Below are 18,721 nucleotides of genomic sequence, written 5' to 3'. Positions count from 1 at the left end.
CGGGCTTCACAGATGGCCGCAAGGCCGGTTGGAAACGCAGGATCAGTTCTGCGTGTCGTCCGCGGGAGCCGAACCATCGGCGGGCGCTGCCCCATCCGCCGGAGCGGCTCCATCCGCGGGAGCGGTGGCATCGGCCGGTGCCGCCGGCGCCTTTGCCTTGGCGGCTGCGGCCAATGTCTCGCCAACCTGCTGGGCGAGATCGCGGGCGAGGCCGTTCTGCCAGATGTCGGCTGCCTTGACCAGTTCACGCGTCACGGTCGGGCCGCTGTCGAGCAGCTTCTTGCCCGAGTCCGAGCTGTAGAAGGCCGCGATATCGGTCAGTTCCTTCTCGGAAAACACTTTCGCATAGGCGAGCGCCGCTTCCTTTTCCAGGTCGGCGCGGCGCGAGGCCAGCGCCAATGCCTTCTCGTTGATCGTCTTGCCGATCAGCTCCTGCATGTCCGGGTTCTTCTGGATGAGCTGCGACTCGAGCGCGGCTGCCGCCTGCGGCAGGATGTTGTCGAACGGGTCGGTCGCGTGGATCGCCGCGACCGCCGCGCGGGCGGCCTTCAGGTGCGATTCCGTGACATCCTGCGAAAACGCCGGCGAAGAGAACGCGAAAACGGCCGAAGCCGCCAGAACGGCGCAAAGGCTGCGGACCCGGTTATGCAACATCATGATCGGTAGAACTCCCTGTTTTTCGGGCGGCATGGACGGTTTGGATGCCGTCGCCACCGGCGATGATGGCCGCTGACGCCAGCCCGATGAAAAGACCATGCTCGACCACGCCCGGAATGGCGTGGAGAGCATTCGAAAGCGCTCTTGTATCCGGAATGCGGCCAAAAGATGCATCGAGGATAAAATGGCCGCCGTCTGTAACAAAAGCCCGGCCCCCCGTCATCCTCAATGTAACCGGACCGGAAAGGCCGAGTTTTCGTGCCGCGGCGGCAATCGCGATTTCGGTTGCGCGCAGGCCGAACTGATTGACTTCGATCGGCAGCGGAAAACGGCCAAGCGTCTCGACCATCTTCGAGCGATCGGCAATGACGATCATGCGCTGGGAAGCAGCGGCGACGATCTTCTCGCGCAGCAGCGCCCCGCCACCGCCCTTGATCAAGGTCAGCTCCGGGTCGACTTCGTCGGCGCCATCGACGGTGAGGTCGAGCTCGGGCGTTTCCTCCAGGGTCGACAGCGGCACGCCAAGCTCGCGGCACAGCAACGCGGTCCGCTCCGAAGTTGGTACGCCGATGACGGTCATGCCGGTGGCAACCTTGTCGGCAAGCAGCCGCACGAACTCTTCGGCGGTGGTGCCGGTGCCAATGCCGAGCCGCATGCCGTCCGTAACATGGGCAAGAGCCGCCCGCGCGGCCTCGACCTTCAATTGTCTTGCATCCATGCCGCTTGCTGCCCCGGAACCTGCTGGCTGGGCTCCTAGCATTTTTGACGGTCGGGTCAAAGCCCTTGACCGCTATCCACCGGCCTGCTTGCCTTGGCGCGCCGCAGCCGCTATCGCCAGCCAGTTGCATAAAACTGCGCAGGACAGACCATGACCCGCCCGATCATCGTGTTCGACCTCGACGGTACGCTGGTCGATACAGCGCCGGACCTGCTGGACAGCCTGAACCACAGCCTGGCCGCCAGCGAGCTCGCGGCCGTCGATGAAGCAGGCTTCAAGCGCTTCGTCGGCCATGGCGGCCGCGTGATGATCGAACGAGCCCATGCTGCCCAGCAGCGATCGCTTGACGTCGCCGAGCATGACCGGCTGCTGAAACTGTTCCTCGATCACTACACCGACAACATTCCCGGCAAATCGCGCCCCTACCCCGGCGTCGTTGAGGCGATCGCGCGCTTCGAGAACGCCGGCTATCTGCTGGCCATCTGCACCAACAAGTACGAAGCCAATTCGCTGGCGCTGATCGATGCGCTCGGCCTGACCAGACATTTCGCCGCAATCGCCGGACAGGACACGTTCGCGTTCCGCAAACCCGACCCTCGCCACCTGACCGAGACCATCGCGCGGGCCGGCGGCGACCCGCACCGCGCCCTGATGGTGGGCGATTCGCAAACCGACATCGACACCGCGAAGGCCGCCGGCATTCCGGTGGTGGCGGTCGATTTCGGCTATACCGACCGTCATGTGCGCGAATTCGAACCCTCTGCGGTGATTTCGCATTTCGACGCGCTGACGCTGGACCTGGCGCAAAGACTGATCGCCGCCGCTGCCGGACGCTGACCGGAAGGCACCGACTGCGCCGGATAGAGGCTCGAAAGCACAGTAATCCGATCCTTGTCAGAACGTCCGACACTGCCTTGACTTAACCGGCCGGCCTCCCTTATATCGCGGCTCGCTTGGCCTTCGGGCAACGAGCGGGCGATTAGCTCAGCGGGAGAGCACACCCTTCACACGGGTGGGGTCGCAGGTTCAATCCCTGCATCGCCCACCATTTTCCCCCTTTTTCGGCCCCACCTCCACCTTGCTGTCCTGTTGGTGACGGCCCTGCGAATCGCAGCCTGTGCAAGCCGGGTCGGGCACGTGTTGCAGCATGGTGGAACAAACCGGCACGGCAGCGAGTTTCCCTCCGTCGAAACTTGAGGGAAAACCATGTCCAGATTTCTGCTGGCGACCAGCGTCGCCGTTCTTCTCGCCACCGGGCCGGCCTTGGCCGCGGACGAGAAGCCGCTGCCGCCGCCCAATGCCAAGAAACTGTCGGAGATCATCGCCAAGGTCGAGCAGCGCGACGGCTTCCGTTACATCAAGGAGATCGACTGGGACAGCGGCGCCTACACCGTCACCTACTACACGTCGGACAAGGCCAAGGTCGAAATCACCTATGATCCCGTGACGGCCGAGCCGAAATAGGGTTTTCCGGAGACATCCACGGTTCGAAGAGCTGCCCCGTTTCTCGGGGCGTTCTCAATGACCAGCCGTCTCGCCCAAAACGTCCATCCTGGGATATGATATGTGTGCAATCCTGGCGGCTTGGGGGCACGCATGCGATCTTCCGTTCGAACCAATGTCTTGCTCGTGCTCGCCATCATCCTGGCCGGCGGCGTGCTTGGGGCCGCCCCGGCGCGGGCCGACGGACCGTCCTTCGACTGCGCCAAGGCAAGCCTGCCGGCGGAAAAGGCGATCTGCGCCGATCCGCAGCTATCGGCCATCGATTTGCTGGTCTCCAAGGCCTTCAAGGGTTTCGAGCCGGCGTTCGGTGGCGACAAGCGCAAGATCGCCCGCGAGCTGATCGCCGACCGCAATGCCTGCAAGGGCGATACCGCCTGCATCGTCAGCGCGCAGAACAACGCATTGCAGACCTATGGCAATGCCCCGTCATGGGTGCAGGACTACAACATCGCGCTGATCGGCAAAAAGGCGCTGGAAGCCGCCTCGCGGAACCCTGAAGGGATGGATCAGCCCCTGCCCTCGGCAATCGGACAATGCGCCTCCACGCATATCAAGACGCTTACTGCGCGGCTTGGCGACGATCCGCTGGAATCAGCCAGTCCTGAGGCCGGCAGCGCGGCGACATTCACGAATGGCGGCACGGCCGTCTCCTATGATCGTGAGCCTGGCTTGGCTGCCTCTAAGGTCGGCGACGCGGCGATCATGTGCCTGATCTCAATTCCGCGAGATTGCCCCGCGGGCGACGATCGCGGCCGATTCTATTATGGCATCGATCTCGCCATCAAAGGTTCATGGGCGCTGCCCGATTCACAGCATCTGTGCGGCGGCGCCTGAGCTGCCGCCACGACCGAGGTTCCTTTCCTCCCGCTTGCATCAGCCCCGCTTTGATGGCTGACTGGACCGGTTGACTGCGCCGCATGGGGGATGGGCATGGTGACGGCGAAGTACATATTGAAGCGTATCCTGATGGTGCTTGCCGGTTATCTCGTCGCCGTGCTGGTCGGCCTGGTAGCAGTGACGGCGATCTATGCCGCGCTCAGTTCCTTGCCCAATGCGCCGGCGTATTTCGATGTCATGGGCGTCTCGCCGATCGCGGCCCTGGCGGTGCCGCCGCTTGGCATGTTCATCTATTTCCTGACGATTGTCGTGACCGGAGCGCAGACGCTTGTCTTCGCGCTGATCGCCGAGTTCTTCGCGTTACGCAATGCCCTGTTGCACATGTTCTTCGCGGCCGCGGCCGCGGCGGGCGGCTTCTTCCTGATCTGGCCGAGTACGGCGGAGGAGATGGACGCCGAGCGCTGGGCCGACATCGGCATCATTGCTGCCGCCGGCCTGGTCGCCGGACTGGTCTACTGGCTGATCGCCGGGCGGGACGCCGGCTTCCGGCGACCGCTGTCACCAGGTCAATAAAGAGTTGAGGCGGCTAAACGTTCGAACGTTGCGCCGCCTCTGACTGCCGGAAACTGCTTTTGCTCAACTCGACGGTGAGCGCACTGCCTCGGTTGCGTCCAGTGCCTGCTTCAGCCGCGAGTCGCGGTCGTAGACGTCGCCGAAATACTCGACCTTGCCGGACATGTCTGGCCATGCGGTGAAATAGGCGACATAGACCGGAATCTTGCGAGTCACGTTTTCCGTCGAATGCCCATGCTTCAGCTTTTCCGCGATATAGTCCACCGAGGTGCCGAGCACCGCCGCCGCCATGCCGCGCGGATCCTGCAGCCGCACGCAGCCATGACTCAGCGCGCGCATGTCCTGCTTGAAGAATGACTTCTGCGGCGTGTCGTGCATGTAGATCGCATGCTTGTTGGGGAACAGGATCTTCAACTCGCCCAGCGCATTGGCCTCGCTCGGCTGCTGGCGCACGCTGTAGGGAATGTTAGCGCCATAGGCGCCCCAGTTGACCGCCGACGACGGGATGCGGTTGCCGCGCGAGTCGGTCACTTCGTAGCCGGCCCGGTCGAGATAGCCTGGATCGCTGCGCAATCTGGGCAGCATTTCGTTGACGATGATCGACTGCGGCACCCCCCAATAGGGATGAAAGTCGACCTGCTTGATCTGATCGTAGAAGAAAGCGGTCTGGTTGGTGGTTCGACCGACGACCACACGTGTCTTCAGCTTTTCCTCGCCATTGTCGATGTAGCTCGCGGTAAAGGCCGGCTGGTTGATGAAGACGCGAGGACTGCCGAGGTCGGAAGGCAGCCAGCGCAGTTCCTCCAGCGCCACTTCCACCTTCAGAAGCTTGTCGGCCTTGGATGTCCCGGCCAGCGACGCGACGGTGCGCGGCCCGATGACGCCGTCGCCCTTCATGCCTGCCTTCTGCTGCATGGCCTTGATGACCGGAACCAGATCCGGAACGTAGACTTCACTGGTCGCCAGCCTGGACAGCACCTCGCCATAGGCGCCGCCCATCTCGTCATCGAGATTGCGCGCGATCAGCGTCAGCAGCTTCGGCAGTTCGGGGCTGGTCTCGCCCGGCTTCAGCAACAGCTTGGGATCGACGACGATTTCGTTCTCGGCGCTTGCCTGCAGGGCTTCCAGCTCGACGCGCAGCGCCTGGTATTCCGGATTCTGCGGATGTCGCGATTCGAGGTAGGTGCGCACTTCCTGGGTGTGAGCCAGTGTTTTCAGCACGCCTTGCAAGTCGAGCGGCTTGGCCGGGAAATCATAGTAGCCGGTCATGCGGTTGGGCTCGACACGGCCATTCTGGGCATCTTGGGCATAGCGCAGCACGCGCGCCGACAGGGCCATTTCGAAACGGACGAGGTCTTTCAGTCGTGCAGCGGCATCGGCCGTTGACGAGTCGGCGGCGGGCACATCGACGGCGTAGTCGGCGGGCGTAAGGCCGTAACTCGCTGCCTCACCGAGCACCCGCACCGCATCCTGCGCGCGGCTGTTGAGGCTGGTTCCGCTTACCCAGATGAAATCCGGATTGGCCGAGTAATAGGCGATCAGCGCCTTGGCGATGTCGGGCTCGGCGTAGAGTTCGTAGTCGCTTAGGCTGGCAATCGCATCACGAAAAGCAGCGCCGGTGGCTGAGGGAACGAAAGCGGCGTCCTGCGGTGTCGCCGGCTGCGGCGCTGTCGTCAGCGCCGAGAAATCGATTCGGACCAGGCGATCGGCCTTGTAGGTGTAGTAGGACGGACCGCTGATTTTCACACTGCCGCCACCACCAGGTACTTTCGGCTTGTGCTTCGGAGGAGGTGGTGGAAACTCACCCTGTGGCGCATGTCTGATGCCGCCCCCGAAAAGCATCTCGAAAAGCCCTTGCGCTCCCGCCTGAGGCACACCGAGAGTGAGCGTTGCCGTAATCGCCACCAGCGGCATCACGGCTGCTTTGTTTCCGAGAAATTTCATGGATCACCCGCTCCGGTCGCAACCGGTTCCCGTTCCGCACCGTTAGACGATCTCGCTCACCGCATGGCGGATGTAAGACGCGACTATACCGATTCATACTGATTTCGTTAAGCTTCCATAAATTTTGGAGCGCCTGTTGCAGAACGGTTTCACAACCTCGTGACGGCCGGAACGGATGCGGTTCCGCTCCGGCCGGGAAATCCATTGGCGACCAGGCCTTGGTGCCACCGTCGACGGTCAGCGCGGCGCCGGTTATGAAACGGCCTTCCGGGCCGTGACAAACGCCGGCTGTTGTGCTCGAAATTCGACCTGCCAGCAAACCACCTGGCCGGGAGGACGACAGGGTGAAAAAGGGTTATCGCGAACTGCTGGACGAGGCCAACGCCGAGATCGAAGTGGTGTCGCCCGAGGAAGCAGCGGGATTGCTCGAGGACGAAGGCACCATCTTCATTGATCTGCGCGACCCGCGCGAAGTGGAGCGAGACGGCAGGATTCCAGGCGCCAGGCATGTCACCCGTGGCATGCTGGAGTTCTGGATCGATCCCGAAAGCCCCTACCACAAGCCGTTCTTCGCTTCGGGAAAGAGTTTCGTTTTCTTCTGCGCCGGCGGCTGGCGCTCGGCGCTGGCCACCAAGACGGCGCAGGACATGGGGCTTTCGCCGGTGAAGCACATTCTTGGCGGCTACACGGCCTGGAAGGCGGCCGGACTGCCAGTCGAGCCCGGCGACAAGAAGAAATAATCTCGATTGCCGCTAGTGGAGCAGCGACGGCTCGCGGTGCGCAGCCACGAAGCCGACGGCGCGTTCGACGACGTCCCTGTCGGCGAGGATGCGGCGGTGGCCGAGCCCATCGGCCCAGTAAAGCCGCACATGGCCGCCGGCCCCGGCATAGCGCTTGGCATGATCGGCCGAGACCTCGCGGTCATCCGGCGCGTGGATGACCAGGGTCGGCACCGGTGCATGGGCAAGCTGGCGGTCGCCGGTGAATTCATGCAGTGGCCGGCCGGAAAGGTGTTCGACGCGGTCCGCCATGGCGGCCTGCGAACGCGGCCCGACATTGAGCATGCGGCTGAAGTCGGCGAAGATTGCCGGCAGCGAACTTGGCGCCGCGATCAGGACCAGCCGTCCGGCAGCCAGCGGTGGGATGTTCTTGACCGAACCAGCGATGGCGTTGGCGGCGACGGCGCCGCCGAAGGAATGGCCGACCGCCGCCGTGAACGGACCGAACCATTCGCCGGCAACGCGCACGGCTTCCACGGCATTGACCATGTTCAACCGCCGGCCCCGCGACTGGCCGTGGCCCGGCAGATCAAGCGAAGCAACCCTGTAGCCGGCGGCGCGATACCCCTCGATCAATGCACGCATGTATTCGGTGCGCGAACGCCAGCCGTGGACGACAAGCACGGTGCCGGCAACCGCTCTGCCCGGTTCCGGCCGGAACTCGTGCACCATGACGCAGCCGGTGGCGGTCTTCAGCCGATGATGACGCGCCTCGGCCATGAACTCCGCCGCGCGGTCCACGGCGCGGCGTTCGCCATCCGTCAGCGCCTTGGCATTCGGCGTGCGGCAGAACAGTTCGAAAGCCGCGCGGCCGGTCAGGCGCGGCGCAATATGTTCGGCCGCACCAAACACCCCCCGGATGACCTTCAGCCCGATTGATGCCATAGTGAGAATCCATCCATACGTTCAAGCATGAACATAATAGTTCAAAGATGAACAATAAACAAGAGCTACCCTGGGACAACCCGCGTTTTCGCAACTGGGTCGCAGTGGCGCGCGCCTGCCATGTGCTGGAGCGCACGCTGGCGGTGAAGCTTGCGCCGCTCGACCTGAAGCCGGCACAGCTCGATGTGCTGATGAACCTCTACCGCCACCCCGGCATGTCGCAGCACGATCTTGCCCGCAAGCTGCTCGTCGGCCGCTCCAACATCACCATGCTGCTGCCGCAGTTGGAGGCGCGTGGCCTGCTGCTTCGCGAAGGCGATGAGAAGGACAAGCGCATCCTGCGGCTCGCCCTGACGGAAGCCGGCGAGGCGCTGCTGATGCAGGCGCTGAAAGTGCACATGGCGCTGATCGAAAAGGCGATGAGCCAGTCGACACCGGAACAATGCGACATGATCGGCGACCAGATGCGCAAGATCTATGAGGTGCTGAAGGAGGCGTGACCGCCGTCTCGGCCAGGCCGTCAGCCTACCACATCGTCTTTTTCGCCCGCTCCGGCCATTCCCTGTCGTAGGTCTCGCCGTCGATGTTCTGGCGACTGGTTATCTCGAGGATTTGCCCAGGTGTCGGCAACGACTTCGGATCGACATGCCTCGCCGGGTTCCAAAGCTCGGAACGGACGACGGCGCGCGCACACTGGAAATAAACCGAATCGACGCTAATGACGGTCACCGAGCGCGCCGGCTTGCCGTCGACCGAGAACGACGCGCAGAGCGTTGTATCCGTGGTGATATGGGCGCGGCCGTTGATGCGCAGCGTCGTGCCCGACCCCGGCACCAGAAACAGCAGGCCAACGCGCGGATCGCGAATGACGTTCTTCAGCGAATCGGCGCGGTTGTTGCCGCGCCGATCCGGCATCATCAGCGTTTTCGGATCGAGGATGCGCACGAAGCCGGCGAGGTCGCCGCGCGGCGAACAGTCCAGCCCCTCCGGCCCACTGGTCGCCAGGGCGACGAAGGGCGAAGCCTCGATGAAGGCGGCGTACTCGGGAATCACATGGTCGAGTTCCTTGACCAGCGAGGTTTCGCCGGGCAATCCGTAAAGGGCTTCGAGCTGTTCGACCGTGGTGATGACGGACATCTTCTTGTCTCCCAATCCGCCGCCCCATACTCCCGATCGGTGACGTTTTCACGACGCCGACTTGCCGCAGCTAGCGATCCCGGCTCAAGCCTTTTTCCGCGAGCTCGGCGAGGTAGGCGTTCCAGCGCGCGTCCTTCTCGTGGCCGAGCGTGTGCAGGTAGTTCCAGGTGAAGATGCCGGTATCGTGGAAATCATCGAAGGTGATGCGCACCGCGTAGTTGCCGACCGGTTCGATCTTGAGGATCGCCACATTGCGCTTGCCGGGAACCGTAACGCGCTGTTCGGGCGAATGGCCCTGCACCTCGGCCGAGGGCGAGGCGACGCGCAACAGTTCCGCCGGCAGTTCGAACGGTTGATGATCGGGAAAGGTCACCGAGAGCAGTCGGCGGTCTTTTGAGACCCGGAGTTCCCTGGGTGCGGTCATGGTGTTCGGTCCCTCGGCAATCCACCCTTCCCTACGCTGCTTCGCCAAACGGGAAAAGGCCGTTTGCGGTGAGCCGACATGCGATGTCGGCCAGGGAATGTTACCAAAGATCGAGAAACGGTATCTTGAATGGCGGGCCGGATCGTATCACATAGCGGTATATAACGAAGCCGTTCACGGCCACGGGAAGCGCTTGAAGCATGGACATGATCGACCCTTTCGGTCGCACGATCAGTTATCTCAGGGTGTCGGTCACCGACCGCTGCGATTTCCGCTGCACCTATTGCATGGCCGAGGACATGGCCTTCCTGCCGAAGAAGGACCTGCTTTCGCTGGAGGAACTTGACCGGCTGTGCAGCGTCTTCATCGAAAAGGGCGTCAGGAAATTGCGCCTCACCGGTGGTGAGCCGCTGGTTCGCAAGAACATCATGCACCTCGTGCGTCAGTTGTCGCGACATCTCGAAAGCGGTGCGCTGGAAGAACTGACGCTGACCACCAACGGCTCGCAGCTTTCGCGTTTTGCAGCCGAACTCGCCGATTGCGGGGTCAAGCGCATCAACGTTTCGCTGGACACGCTTGACGCCGAAAAATTCCACAAGATCACCCGCTGGGGCCATCTCGGCAAGGTCATGGAAGGCATCGATGCCGCGCAGGCGGCCGGGCTGAAGGTCAAGCTCAACGCGGTGGCGCTGAAGGATTTCAATGACGCCGAACTGCCCGGCATGATGCGCTGGGCGCATGGCCGCGGCATGGACCTGACGGTCATCGAAACCATGCCGATGGGCGAGATCGATGCCGACCGCACCGACCAGTATATGCCGCTGTCGCTGCTGCGTGCTTCGCTGGAACGCCAGTTCACGCTGACCGACATTCCCTTCAAGACAGGCGGTCCGGCTCGCTATGTCCAGGTCGCCGAAACCGGCGGCCGGCTGGGCTTCATCACGCCGATGACCCACAATTTCTGCGAAAGCTGCAACCGCGTCCGGCTGACCTGCACGGGTACCCTCTATATGTGCCTCGGTCAGGAGGATGCGGCTGACCTGCGCGCGCCCTTGCGCGCGTCCGAAGGCAACGAACTGGTTGCCGACGCCATCGACGAAGCCATCGGCCGCAAGCCGAAAGGCCATGACTTCATCATCGACCGCCGCACCAGCCGCCCCTCCGTTTCGCGGCATATGAGCGTGACCGGCGGCTGACCTTCCCACCGATCTGTGCAAGGATTGCCTTCCGGTCATCGGCTTTGGGGCAAGACATGCGGCGGCTGTTTTCGATCATGGTGTTTTTCGCGATCATTGTGGCAAGCACCGCAAGTGCCGCTCCCTTCACCTATACCAACGAGCGCTTCGGCACCGTCTGCACCTTTCCCGATGATGTCTTCACCGATCGCCAGCCTGAGCCCGACAATGGCGACGGCCAGGAATGGCTCAGTGCCGATGGCGCCAGCCTGATCTGCTCGGGCATCCTCAACATCGACGACGACACGCCGAAGGGTTTCGTCGCGGCGGAGAAAGCCAGCAAGGAGCCGGGCTACGAGATTACCTACAGCAAGGCGGGCAAGGACTGGGCCGTGCTGTCGGGCTTGAAGGATGGAAAGATATTTTATGAGCGTCGCCTCTTCGGCAAGGACGGCGTCATCCGCACCGTATGGCTCGAATACCCGCCTGCCGTGAAGTCGAAGTACGACCCGCTGGTCGGCACCATCGCCGGCAGCCTCAAGGGACCGTGACATTTTCGGTCACATCCCGGAAAAGTCAGATCCGCGAACCGTTGTCGATTTACCGCCAGCATGTTCCGGCCTAGCTTTCCCCGCAGCGGAATCGTCGCTCACAGGGGGAATACACTATGCGCAAACTCATTCTTTCTCTTGCCTTGCTTGGCTTGGCTGTCATGCCAGCCGCTGCCCAGTCGATTGGCGGCACCTACACGGTCGCCGGTACCAACTTCGACGGCTCGACCTATGACGGTGAAGCCACCATCACGCTGACCAGCCAGACGACCTGCACGATCCACTGGGAGACGGGCGGCTCGTCCTCTGACGGAATCTGCATGCGCAACGACGATGCCTTCTCAGCCGGCTATGTCATGGACAAGGATATCGGCCTCGTCGTCTACAAGGTGATGGAAGACGGTTCGCTGCACGGTCTGTGGACGATCGCCGGCAAGGACGGCAATGGCACCGAGGTGCTGACGCCAAGGAAGTAAATTCTATTCTTATAGCAGGGGTTTTATGGGCCGCGGCAAGACCGTGGCCCAGTCCTTTGCCATTGCTGTTTCAGCCCCGGCTGCTACAGGCTTGCTACAGAGCAGAACCGGTAGTTGTCTTGCCCCTTTCTCCAAATCTTCGCGGCGCATTGCTCATGGTGGTGGCGATGGCCGGCTTCACCCTCAACGACGCCATTACCAAATACTCGTCGCAATCGATGAACATGGCGCAAGTCATGCTGGTCAGAGGAGTATTTGCCACCCTTTTCGTCGGCTCGCTTGCCTGGCAGCGCGGTGCTCTTGTCCGGCTGCGCTCGATGCTGGACCCGCTGGTGGCACTGCGCGTCCTCGGCGAAGCCGGAGGCACGGTGACGTTCCTGATCGCGCTCGCCCATTTACCGATCGCCTCCGTCTCGGCAGTCCTGCAGGCGCTGCCGCTGGCGGTGACGATGGGCGCGGCGCTTGTCTTCAGGGAAGGTGTCGGCTGGCGGCGCTGGTTGGCCATCGCCATCGGATTTGTCGGCGTTCTGGTCATCGTGCGGCCGGGCTTCGAAGGGTTCAGCGTCTATTCCCTGGTCGCGTTGGCCTGCGTGGCATGTTGCGCGGTGCGCGATCTCGCCACCAAGAGGATTCCCAAGGCTATCCCGACCCTTCTGGTTTCGACCGCCACCGCATTTGCCATGACCATCGTCGGCGCGCTGCTGTTGTCGCCGATGGGCGGCTGGACACCGATGACAGGGAAAAGCACGGCCTTGCTGGCGCTCGCCGCGGTGCTCGTGCTCATCGGCTACCAGTCCATCATCATGGCGATGCGGGTGGGCGACATCTCCTTCATCGCACCGTTCCGCTATACGGCCCTTATCTGGTCGATCCTGCTTGGCCTCTTCATCTTCGCCGACGTTCCCGACCTGCCGATGGTCATCGGCGCCACCATCATCATCGGCTCCGGCCTTTATGCGCTCTACCGCGAGCGGATCGTCGGACGGCGAAAGATCGTCGCCGAAAGCACCGGGCCGACGATGGTACCGGACGGAATCTAGCTGGCTCCGTGGAAGGTTCTTGTGATTCCCGGCGGCTGGCGTACAGGCTCGATGGCATGAAGCGAGATGTTGTGGGGATCATTCTGGCCGGTGGCCGATCAAGACGCATGGGTGGTGGCGACAAGTGCCTGTTGCCGCTTGGCAGCGGCTGCCTGCTCGACCATGTCATCTTGCGTCTTGCCCCGCAGGTGGCGCCCCTGGCGCTCAGCGCCAATGGCGACCCGGCGCGTTTCTCCCGCTTTGGACTGCCGGTGCTTGCCGATACGGTCACCGGCTTTGCCGGGCCGCTTGCCGGGATCCTGACCGGCCTCGAATGGGCCATCGCCAACACCGCTTGCAAGGCAATCGTCACCGCTGCCGGCGACACGCCGTTCCTGCCGCTGGATCTTGTCGAACGGCTGGCGGCAGCCATCGATCAGCGCTCCGGTTCAATTGCCGTTGCTTGCTCGGCCGGCAAGCGGCACCCGACCTTCACGCTCTGGCCGACCGATTGTCGCGACGCCTTGCGGCGCTTTCTGGTCGACGAGGACAACAGGCGGGTTTCGGCCTTCATCGAGCGGCATGATTTTGTCGACGTGGACTTCCCCGTTCCGCAATCCGCGGCCCAACCGATCGACCCTTTCTTCAATATCAACGAGCCTGATGATCTTGTCCGGGCCGAGCGTCTGTTGCAGAGCATGGAACCATGAACAGACGCGTTTTCGGCATCACCGGCTGGAAGAACTCCGGCAAGACGACTTTGACCGAGAAACTGGTCACCGAGCTTGTCCGGCGCGGCTGGAAGGTCTCCACGGTGAAACATGCCCATCATGACTTCGACATCGACAAGCCTGGGGCCGACAGCTTTCGTCACCGGCAGGCCGGTGCCATGGAAGTCGCGATCGTCTCCGGTGTTCGCTGGGCGCTGATGCACGAACTGCGCGGCGAGGATGAGCCGACGCTGGAGGCGGTTCTGTCGCGGCTCGCGCCTTGCGACATCGTGCTGGTCGAGGGCTACAAGCGCGAGGCTCACCGCAAGATAGAAACCCGCCGGCGGGAAGCGAAGGACCGGACACCGCTTTCGGCAAGTGATCCGGCCATCGTTGCCGTAGCCGCCGACTTCACGACCGAGGGCGAAAGCCTGCCGGTGTTCGATCTCGACGATACAAAGTCGATAGCCGACTTCATCGAGCGCGCCACCGGGCTCGTTGCTTGAGAGGTAACGCAGCGGCAGAATAGCATTGCCTATTTTTGTGGTTTTGCGGTTGCTTTTTTCTTGGAAAGAGTGGGAGTATCGCCTCAGCGGGCGGTCAAAAGCACCGCCCCACAGAGCCGTTTCGGAACGACGGCCGGGACATAAAGAGAGGACTATCATGCGTATTGCACTGCGTATCGCGCTTGCCGCATCGGCTGCGCTGCTGACGCTCGGCGTAGCCCAGGCCCAGGAGAAGACCCTGAGGATCGGCACCGAAGGCGCCTACCCGCCATTCAACAACCTGACTTCCGATGGCCAGCTTGTCGGCTTTGACATCGACATCGCCAAGGCGCTTTGCGATGAAATGAAGGTCAAGTGCACCTTCGTCGCCCAGGATTGGGACGGCATTATCCCGGCGCTTCAGGCCGGCAAGTTCGATGCCATCGTCGCCTCGATGTCGATCACGCCGGAGCGGAAGGAGAAGGTCGACTTCACCCACAAATACTACAACACGCCGTCGGCGCTCGCCGTGCCTAAGGACAGCACGCTGAAGGGCGTGACCAAGGAAGATCTCGCCGGCAAGACCGTCGGCGTCGCCACCACGACCACGCATTTCAACTATGCCACGAAGACCTTCACCGACAGCACCGTGAAGGGGTATCCGAGCAGCCCCGAGGAGCAGGCAGATCTTGCCAATGGTCGCCTCGACGCCATCGAGGACGATATCGTCGTGCTGCAGCAGTGGCTGGATTCGCCTGATGGCGCCTGCTGCAAGATTCTCGGCCAGCCGTCGCCGCAACCGGTCGATATCTTCGGGCCGGGCGCCGGCATTGCCGTGCGCAAGGGCGAGACCGACCTGGTCAACAAGCTCAATGCCGCCATCGACGCCATCCGCGCCAATGGAAAATACAAGGAAATCAACGACAAGTACTTCAAGTTCGACGTCTTCGGCGCCGAGTCCTGATAGACAGGATCAAGACGGCGGGGAAATTCCCCGCCGTCTTTCTATTCATCTTGGTAACGCCGTGGGGATAAGACCTGTCAATGCCAGCTCAGAGCATATGGACACTTCTCAGTTGGGGACCTGACGGCTGGCTTGATGATATTGCTTATGGCGTCATTGTGACGGTCCTTCTTGCACTGGCGACGCTTCCTATCGGTTTGACGATTGGCTTCTTTGTCGCGATGGGCAAGCAGTCCGAAGAGCCGTCGCTGCGGCTGGCCGCCAACATCTACACCACGGTCTTTCGTGGCCTGCCGGAACTGGTGACGCTCTTCCTGTTCTTCTTCGGCATGCCGATCCTGCTGCAACACCTCATCCGATATTTCCGTCCCGAAGCGACCATAGACGTCAACAGCTTCTTCGCCGGGATGATCGTGCTCGCGCTGATCTTCTCATCCTACGCCAGCGAGGTTTTCCTGTCGGCCTTTCGCGCCATCCCGAAAGGGCAATATGAGGGTGGCTATTCCATTGGCCTGTCCAAATGGCAGACCATGCGCAAGGTGATCTTGCCGCAACTGCTTCGCATCGCGTTCCCCGGTCTGGAGAACTGCTGGCTTAGCCTGCTCAAGGACACGTCCCTGGTTTCGGTCGTCGGTCTTGCCGAGACGCTGCGCAACGCTGGTGTGGCTGCTCGCGTCACCAAGCATTCGTTCCTGTTTTACAGCCTGGCGGCTCTGGTCTTTCTAGGTCTGGCTGTCGTGTCATCGTTCGCGACCAGCGCGATTCTGCGCTCGCTCGGCAAACGGGAGGCACAACGATGAGCTCCACAGCCACCATGGTCGAACGGCCACCACCACGAGCGCGCGGATGGCAGCGCGGGCGCATCGTCGGCTATGCGCTGGTCGGCGTGTGGATAGCCTTCGGCCTCGGTATCGTCAGCTACCTCTTCTTTGCCTGGAACGCCGCCTTCTTTGCCAAATATGCGCCGGCCTACCTGCAGGGCCTCGGCGTCACCCTGTCGCTGGTTGCCATTTCGATGGTGCTTGGCGCGATTCTGTCTATGCCCGTTGCCTATGGGCGTATGTCCAGGAACCGCATTCTGTCCGGCCTTGCCTATTGTTACGTCTACTTCTTCCGCGGCACGCCACTGCTGGTTCAGACCTTTCTGGTCTACTACGGGCTGGGCTCGTTCAGACCGCAACTTCAAATGGTCGGCCTCTGGGATTTTTTCAAAGACGCCTTCAACTGCGGCGTCTTCGCTTTTGCGCTCAACACCGCCGCCTACCAGGCCGAGATCCTGCGCGGGGCCATCGAGAGCGTGCCCAGGGGGCAATGGGAAGGGGCTGCTTCGCTCGGCCTGCACAAGCTGCAGACGCTGCGCAAGATCATCCTGCCGCAGGCCTTGATCGTCGCCTTGCGGCCCTATGGCAACGAGCTGATCCTGATGGTCAAGGCTTCGGCGATCGTCGCCATCATCACCGTTTACGACCTGATGGGTAACGCAAAGCTCGCCTTCGCCAACAGCTTTGACATCCAGGCCTATATCTGGGTGGCCTTGGTGTATCTTGTCATGGTCGAGTTGTTGCGCCACGCGATCGAATGGATCGAGCGCCGGATCACCATCCATTTGAAACGCTGACCGGTTCATTCGGCTGTACCAGTAGATCAGCCGGTACGCGTCTTGACGAATTGAGCGCAGAGCCTAGAGCTTTCGCAGCAAATTCCGTTTTCATTGAAGGGCAAGCTTATGGCATCTGTGGCATTTCTCGGTCTTGGCGTGATGGGCTATCCAATGGCCGGGCACCTCAGGAACAAGGGAGGCCACGACGTCACCGTCTACAACCGCACCAAAGCGAAAGCCGAGCAATGGGTTGGCCAACACGGCGGCAGCTTCGCTGTAACGCCGGCGGAGGCGGCCGAGGGCAAGGATTTCGTCTTTTCCTGCGTCGGCAATGACGATGATTTGCGTTCGGTGACGACAGGTCCGGACGGCGCCTTCAAATCGATGAAGAAAGGGTCGGTTTTCATCGACAACACCACCGCCTCGGCCGAGGTGGCGCGTGAACTGGCGGCGGCGGCGGAAGCACGCGGCTTTTCATTCCTCGATGCTCCGGTCTCGGGCGGCCAGGCCGGTGCCGAGAACGGCGTTCTCACTGTCATGGTCGGCGGCGACCAGGAAGCCTTCGACAAGGCCAGGCCCGTCATCGATGCCTTTGCCCGCATGGTGGGCCTGATGGGTTCCGCAGGCGCTGGCCAGCTTACCAAGATGATCAACCAGATCTGCATCGCCGGGCTGGTGCAGGGCCTGTCGGAAGGCATCCATTTCGGCAAGAAGGCCGGGCTCGACATCGAGAAGGTGATCGAGGTGCTTTCCAAGGGTGCTGCCGGGTCCTGGCAGATGGAGAATCGCCACAAGACGATGAATGCCGGCAAGTATGATTTCGGCTTCGCCGTCGACTGGATGCGCAAGGATCTCGGTATCTGCCTGGACGAGGCCGACCGCAACGGCGCCAAGCTGCCGGTGACCGCACTTGTCGATCAGTTCTACAAGGATGTGCAGGCGATGGGCGGCAAGCGCTGGGATACGTCCTCGCTGCTGGCGCGGCTGGAGAAATAGCCCTTGGCTGCCATGTCTCAGCCAGATCCAGATTGGACGGCCGATGACATCGTTGCCCATCTAAAGGCATTGCGCGCTCCCGAAAATTTCCCCGGCATGGCGCGGTTCGGCATCAACATCGCGACCGCGCTCGGCATCAGCAATTCGCATTTGCGGCCATTGGCGCGCAAGGTGAAGCGCAACCACGAGCGGGCTCTGGTGCTATGGGACAGCGGCATTCGCGAGGCGCGGCTAATGGCGGCGTTCACCGGCGAGCCGAAAAAGATCACCATCGAAGAATGCCGCCGCTGGGCGGGCGACTTCGATTCCTGGGAGGTCGTAGACAGCGTCTCGGACCTGTTTGCCGCAACGCCTTTCTGGCGCGACCTTATCGACGAGTTCGCCACGGATGAGCGCGAATTCGTCCGCCGAACCGCGTTTGCCATGCTGGCATGGGCAACGGTGCATCTGAAGAAGGAGCCGGACGCAACCTTCTTGAATTATCTGCCGCTGATCGAGGCTCATGCCGGCGATCCGCGCAACTTCGTCAGGAAAGCGGTGAACTGGGCGCTGCGGCAGATCGGCAAGCGGTCCTTGAACCTGTACGGCCCTGCCCTTGCCCTGGCGCAAAAGCTGACAGCCTCGGCGGACAAGACGGCGCGCTGGATCGGCAAGGATGCCGTCAAGGAGCTCACCGCCCGCAAAACGCTCGAGCGGCTGTCGGCAAGGACGATGCCCAAAACATGATCGACCTGGATTTCGTTCCTGTCACCAGTCAGACATGGCCGGACTTCGAGACGCTGTTCGAACAGTCCGGTGGCCCGAAATACTGCTGGTGCATGAGTTGGCGGGAGCTTGCCGGCCGTCAGTCGAGCAGCGGTGCCGACAAGAAGCGGGCGATGAAATCGACTATCGCGGCGGGAACACCAGTGGGCATCATCGCGCGCGCCGGTGAGGAAGTCGTCGGCTGGTGCTCCGTTGCGCCACGCCTTTCATTCAGAAAGTTGTCGCCGGATCAGAACGACAATGAGAAGGACATTTGGTCCATCGTCTGCTTCTTCGTCGCTCGCCCTCACCGTGCTGTCGGCATCGGCGCTCGTTTGCTTGAGGCCGCCGTCGATCACGCCTTCAAGAGCGGCGCAGCCGCTGTCGAGGCCTATCCGGTCGATCCGGATTCGCCCAGCTTCCGCTTCATGGGCTTCAAGTCGATGTTTGCCGCGCGCGGGTTCCACGAGACCGGCATGGCCGGTTCTCGCCGACATGTGATGCGGCTCGTCCGTTGACGTCATTGGTGGCGGCGGCTTTACTT

At 62.2% G+C, this 18,721-nt stretch carries 24 protein-coding genes and 1 tRNA gene; 19 read left to right on the top strand and 6 right to left on the bottom strand.

The features are described 5' to 3' along the window. Window positions 1-42: 42 nt before the first annotated feature. On the bottom strand, window positions 43-657 hold the full coding sequence (locus NR193_RS30995) for a DUF2059 domain-containing protein (RefSeq protein WP_256754473.1): 615 nt from the start codon (window positions 655-657) through the stop codon (window positions 43-45). Continuing rightward, complete coding sequence (gene rpiA / locus NR193_RS30990; RefSeq protein ID WP_256754472.1) at window positions 644-1,375, bottom strand: ribose-5-phosphate isomerase RpiA; 732 nt, start codon at window positions 1,373-1,375, stop codon at window positions 644-646. The genes NR193_RS30995 and rpiA overlap by 14 nt, the downstream gene beginning before the upstream one ends. Before the next feature lie 150 nt (window positions 1,376-1,525). Between rpiA and NR193_RS30985 the strand changes: the two genes are divergently transcribed. From NR193_RS30985 to NR193_RS30965, 5 genes are all read left to right on the top strand, one after another. After that, the gene (locus NR193_RS30985; protein WP_256754471.1) at window positions 1,526-2,212 is read left to right on the top strand and encodes a phosphoglycolate phosphatase; all 687 of its coding nucleotides are present in this window, start codon (window positions 1,526-1,528) and stop codon (window positions 2,210-2,212) included. A 136-nt stretch (window positions 2,213-2,348) separates the two neighbouring features. Beyond that, window positions 2,349-2,423: transfer RNA gene (locus NR193_RS30980), tRNA-Val, on the top strand. A 158-nt stretch (window positions 2,424-2,581) separates the two neighbouring features. After that, a complete protein-coding gene (locus NR193_RS30975) occupies window positions 2,582-2,839 on the top strand; it encodes a PepSY domain-containing protein (RefSeq protein ID WP_091585792.1) in 258 nt (85 codons plus the stop codon). 132 nt (window positions 2,840-2,971) lie between these two features. Continuing rightward, on the top strand, window positions 2,972-3,712 hold the full coding sequence (locus tag NR193_RS30970; RefSeq protein ID WP_256754470.1) for a lysozyme inhibitor LprI family protein: 741 nt from the start codon (window positions 2,972-2,974) through the stop codon (window positions 3,710-3,712). A 90-nt stretch (window positions 3,713-3,802) separates the two neighbouring features. Further along, complete coding sequence (locus NR193_RS30965; protein WP_256754469.1) at window positions 3,803-4,288, top strand: hypothetical protein; 486 nt, start codon at window positions 3,803-3,805, stop codon at window positions 4,286-4,288. 63 nt (window positions 4,289-4,351) lie between these two features. Here NR193_RS30965 and NR193_RS30960 read toward each other — a convergent pair whose 3' ends face one another. Then, window positions 4,352-6,232 carry a murein L,D-transpeptidase gene (locus tag NR193_RS30960; protein ID WP_256754468.1) on the bottom strand — a complete coding sequence of 627 codons (1,881 nt, stop codon included), beginning with the start codon at window positions 6,230-6,232 and terminating at the stop codon, window positions 4,352-4,354. Window positions 6,233-6,576: 344 nt separating this feature from the next. Between NR193_RS30960 and NR193_RS30955 the strand changes: the two genes are divergently transcribed. Continuing rightward, entirely contained in the window at window positions 6,577-6,972 is a 396-nt protein-coding gene (locus NR193_RS30955) for a rhodanese-like domain-containing protein (RefSeq protein ID WP_256754467.1), read from the top strand. A 12-nt stretch (window positions 6,973-6,984) separates the two neighbouring features. Here NR193_RS30955 and NR193_RS30950 read toward each other — a convergent pair whose 3' ends face one another. Beyond that, window positions 6,985-7,896: an alpha/beta hydrolase gene (locus tag NR193_RS30950; protein WP_256754466.1), complete on the bottom strand. Its 912-nt coding sequence runs from the start codon at window positions 7,894-7,896 to the stop codon at window positions 6,985-6,987. 47 nt (window positions 7,897-7,943) lie between these two features. Between NR193_RS30950 and NR193_RS30945 the strand changes: the two genes are divergently transcribed. Then, the gene (locus tag NR193_RS30945) at window positions 7,944-8,396 is read left to right on the top strand and encodes a MarR family winged helix-turn-helix transcriptional regulator (protein WP_256754465.1); all 453 of its coding nucleotides are present in this window, start codon (window positions 7,944-7,946) and stop codon (window positions 8,394-8,396) included. Between the two features lie 25 nt (window positions 8,397-8,421). On the opposite strand, the gene NR193_RS30940 is transcribed toward NR193_RS30945, so the two are convergent. Both NR193_RS30940 and NR193_RS30935 read right to left on the bottom strand, forming a co-directional pair. Then, window positions 8,422-9,033 carry a pyridoxamine 5'-phosphate oxidase family protein gene (locus NR193_RS30940; RefSeq protein WP_256754464.1) on the bottom strand — a complete coding sequence of 204 codons (612 nt, stop codon included), beginning with the start codon at window positions 9,031-9,033 and terminating at the stop codon, window positions 8,422-8,424. A gap of 70 nt (window positions 9,034-9,103) precedes the next feature. Beyond that, window positions 9,104-9,457, bottom strand: a complete 354-nt coding sequence (locus NR193_RS30935; RefSeq protein WP_256754463.1) for a gamma-butyrobetaine hydroxylase-like domain-containing protein — start codon at window positions 9,455-9,457, stop codon at window positions 9,104-9,106. Window positions 9,458-9,657: 200 nt separating this feature from the next. Between NR193_RS30935 and moaA the strand changes: the two genes are divergently transcribed. From moaA to NR193_RS30875, 12 genes are all read left to right on the top strand, one after another. Further along, complete coding sequence (moaA, locus tag NR193_RS30930) at window positions 9,658-10,653, top strand: GTP 3',8-cyclase MoaA (RefSeq protein ID WP_256754462.1); 996 nt, start codon at window positions 9,658-9,660, stop codon at window positions 10,651-10,653. Between the two features lie 56 nt (window positions 10,654-10,709). Further along, window positions 10,710-11,183 (top strand): hypothetical protein, encoded by a 474-nt coding sequence (locus tag NR193_RS30925; protein ID WP_256754461.1) that lies wholly within the window; start codon window positions 10,710-10,712, stop codon window positions 11,181-11,183. Window positions 11,184-11,299: 116 nt separating this feature from the next. Beyond that, window positions 11,300-11,659 (top strand): hypothetical protein, encoded by a 360-nt coding sequence (locus NR193_RS30920; RefSeq protein ID WP_256754460.1) that lies wholly within the window; start codon window positions 11,300-11,302, stop codon window positions 11,657-11,659. A gap of 119 nt (window positions 11,660-11,778) precedes the next feature. Further along, window positions 11,779-12,699: a DMT family transporter gene (locus NR193_RS30915; RefSeq protein ID WP_256754459.1), complete on the top strand. Its 921-nt coding sequence runs from the start codon at window positions 11,779-11,781 to the stop codon at window positions 12,697-12,699. A gap of 56 nt (window positions 12,700-12,755) precedes the next feature. Then, a complete protein-coding gene (gene mobA, locus NR193_RS30910; RefSeq protein ID WP_256754458.1) occupies window positions 12,756-13,388 on the top strand; it encodes a molybdenum cofactor guanylyltransferase MobA in 633 nt (210 codons plus the stop codon). Beyond that, the gene (gene mobB, locus NR193_RS30905; RefSeq protein WP_256754457.1) at window positions 13,385-13,894 is read left to right on the top strand and encodes a molybdopterin-guanine dinucleotide biosynthesis protein B; all 510 of its coding nucleotides are present in this window, start codon (window positions 13,385-13,387) and stop codon (window positions 13,892-13,894) included. The genes mobA and mobB overlap by 4 nt, the downstream gene beginning before the upstream one ends. 157 nt (window positions 13,895-14,051) lie before the next feature. Further along, the gene (locus NR193_RS30900) at window positions 14,052-14,837 is read left to right on the top strand and encodes an ABC transporter substrate-binding protein (protein ID WP_256754456.1); all 786 of its coding nucleotides are present in this window, start codon (window positions 14,052-14,054) and stop codon (window positions 14,835-14,837) included. An 80-nt stretch (window positions 14,838-14,917) separates the two neighbouring features. After that, the gene (locus NR193_RS30895; RefSeq protein WP_256754455.1) at window positions 14,918-15,637 is read left to right on the top strand and encodes an ABC transporter permease; all 720 of its coding nucleotides are present in this window, start codon (window positions 14,918-14,920) and stop codon (window positions 15,635-15,637) included. After that, the gene (locus tag NR193_RS30890; RefSeq protein WP_256754454.1) at window positions 15,634-16,455 is read left to right on the top strand and encodes an ABC transporter permease; all 822 of its coding nucleotides are present in this window, start codon (window positions 15,634-15,636) and stop codon (window positions 16,453-16,455) included. Before NR193_RS30895 ends, NR193_RS30890 begins: the two co-directional genes overlap by 4 nt. 108 nt (window positions 16,456-16,563) lie before the next feature. Next, a complete protein-coding gene (locus NR193_RS30885) occupies window positions 16,564-17,433 on the top strand; it encodes an NAD(P)-dependent oxidoreductase (RefSeq protein ID WP_256754453.1) in 870 nt (289 codons plus the stop codon). 12 nt (window positions 17,434-17,445) lie between these two features. After that, window positions 17,446-18,159 carry a DNA alkylation repair protein gene (locus NR193_RS30880; RefSeq protein ID WP_256754494.1) on the top strand — a complete coding sequence of 238 codons (714 nt, stop codon included), beginning with the start codon at window positions 17,446-17,448 and terminating at the stop codon, window positions 18,157-18,159. Continuing rightward, window positions 18,156-18,695: a GNAT family N-acetyltransferase gene (locus tag NR193_RS30875; protein WP_256754452.1), complete on the top strand. Its 540-nt coding sequence runs from the start codon at window positions 18,156-18,158 to the stop codon at window positions 18,693-18,695. The genes NR193_RS30880 and NR193_RS30875 overlap by 4 nt, the downstream gene beginning before the upstream one ends. Window positions 18,696-18,721 lie beyond the last annotated feature (26 nt).

It is taken from the genome of Mesorhizobium sp. Mes31 (assembly GCF_024519675.1).
GTDB lineage: Bacteria > Pseudomonadota > Alphaproteobacteria > Rhizobiales > Rhizobiaceae > Mesorhizobium.
The sequence above is the reverse complement of the archived record's forward strand: the minus strand, read 5'-3'. Positions and strand labels throughout refer to the sequence as shown.

Coding starts and splice junctions, on each gene's coding strand:
- NR193_RS30995 (WP_256754473.1), bottom strand. CDS start 657: ATGATGTTGCATAACCGGGTCCGCAGCCTTTGCGCCGTTCTGGCGGCT.
- rpiA (WP_256754472.1), bottom strand. CDS start 1,375: ATGGATGCAAGACAATTGAAGGTCGAGGCCGCGCGGGCGGCTCTTGCC.
- NR193_RS30985 (WP_256754471.1), top strand. CDS start 1,526: ATGACCCGCCCGATCATCGTGTTCGACCTCGACGGTACGCTGGTCGAT.
- NR193_RS30975 (WP_091585792.1), top strand. CDS start 2,582: ATGTCCAGATTTCTGCTGGCGACCAGCGTCGCCGTTCTTCTCGCCACC.
- NR193_RS30970 (WP_256754470.1), top strand. CDS start 2,972: ATGCGATCTTCCGTTCGAACCAATGTCTTGCTCGTGCTCGCCATCATC.
- NR193_RS30965 (WP_256754469.1), top strand. CDS start 3,803: ATGGGCATGGTGACGGCGAAGTACATATTGAAGCGTATCCTGATGGTG.
- NR193_RS30960 (WP_256754468.1), bottom strand. CDS start 6,232: ATGAAATTTCTCGGAAACAAAGCAGCCGTGATGCCGCTGGTGGCGATT.
- NR193_RS30950 (WP_256754466.1), bottom strand. CDS start 7,896: ATGGCATCAATCGGGCTGAAGGTCATCCGGGGGGTGTTTGGTGCGGCC.
- NR193_RS30945 (WP_256754465.1), top strand. CDS start 7,944: ATGAACAATAAACAAGAGCTACCCTGGGACAACCCGCGTTTTCGCAAC.
- NR193_RS30940 (WP_256754464.1), bottom strand. CDS start 9,033: ATGTCCGTCATCACCACGGTCGAACAGCTCGAAGCCCTTTACGGATTG.
- NR193_RS30935 (WP_256754463.1), bottom strand. CDS start 9,457: ATGACCGCACCCAGGGAACTCCGGGTCTCAAAAGACCGCCGACTGCTC.
- moaA (WP_256754462.1), top strand. CDS start 9,658: ATGGACATGATCGACCCTTTCGGTCGCACGATCAGTTATCTCAGGGTG.
- NR193_RS30925 (WP_256754461.1), top strand. CDS start 10,710: ATGCGGCGGCTGTTTTCGATCATGGTGTTTTTCGCGATCATTGTGGCA.
- NR193_RS30920 (WP_256754460.1), top strand. CDS start 11,300: ATGCGCAAACTCATTCTTTCTCTTGCCTTGCTTGGCTTGGCTGTCATG.
- mobA (WP_256754458.1), top strand. CDS start 12,756: ATGAAGCGAGATGTTGTGGGGATCATTCTGGCCGGTGGCCGATCAAGA.
- mobB (WP_256754457.1), top strand. CDS start 13,385: ATGAACAGACGCGTTTTCGGCATCACCGGCTGGAAGAACTCCGGCAAG.
- NR193_RS30900 (WP_256754456.1), top strand. CDS start 14,052: ATGCGTATTGCACTGCGTATCGCGCTTGCCGCATCGGCTGCGCTGCTG.
- NR193_RS30895 (WP_256754455.1), top strand. CDS start 14,918: ATGCCAGCTCAGAGCATATGGACACTTCTCAGTTGGGGACCTGACGGC.
- NR193_RS30890 (WP_256754454.1), top strand. CDS start 15,634: ATGAGCTCCACAGCCACCATGGTCGAACGGCCACCACCACGAGCGCGC.
- NR193_RS30885 (WP_256754453.1), top strand. CDS start 16,564: ATGGCATCTGTGGCATTTCTCGGTCTTGGCGTGATGGGCTATCCAATG.
- NR193_RS30880 (WP_256754494.1), top strand. CDS start 17,446: ATGTCTCAGCCAGATCCAGATTGGACGGCCGATGACATCGTTGCCCAT.
- NR193_RS30875 (WP_256754452.1), top strand. CDS start 18,156: ATGATCGACCTGGATTTCGTTCCTGTCACCAGTCAGACATGGCCGGAC.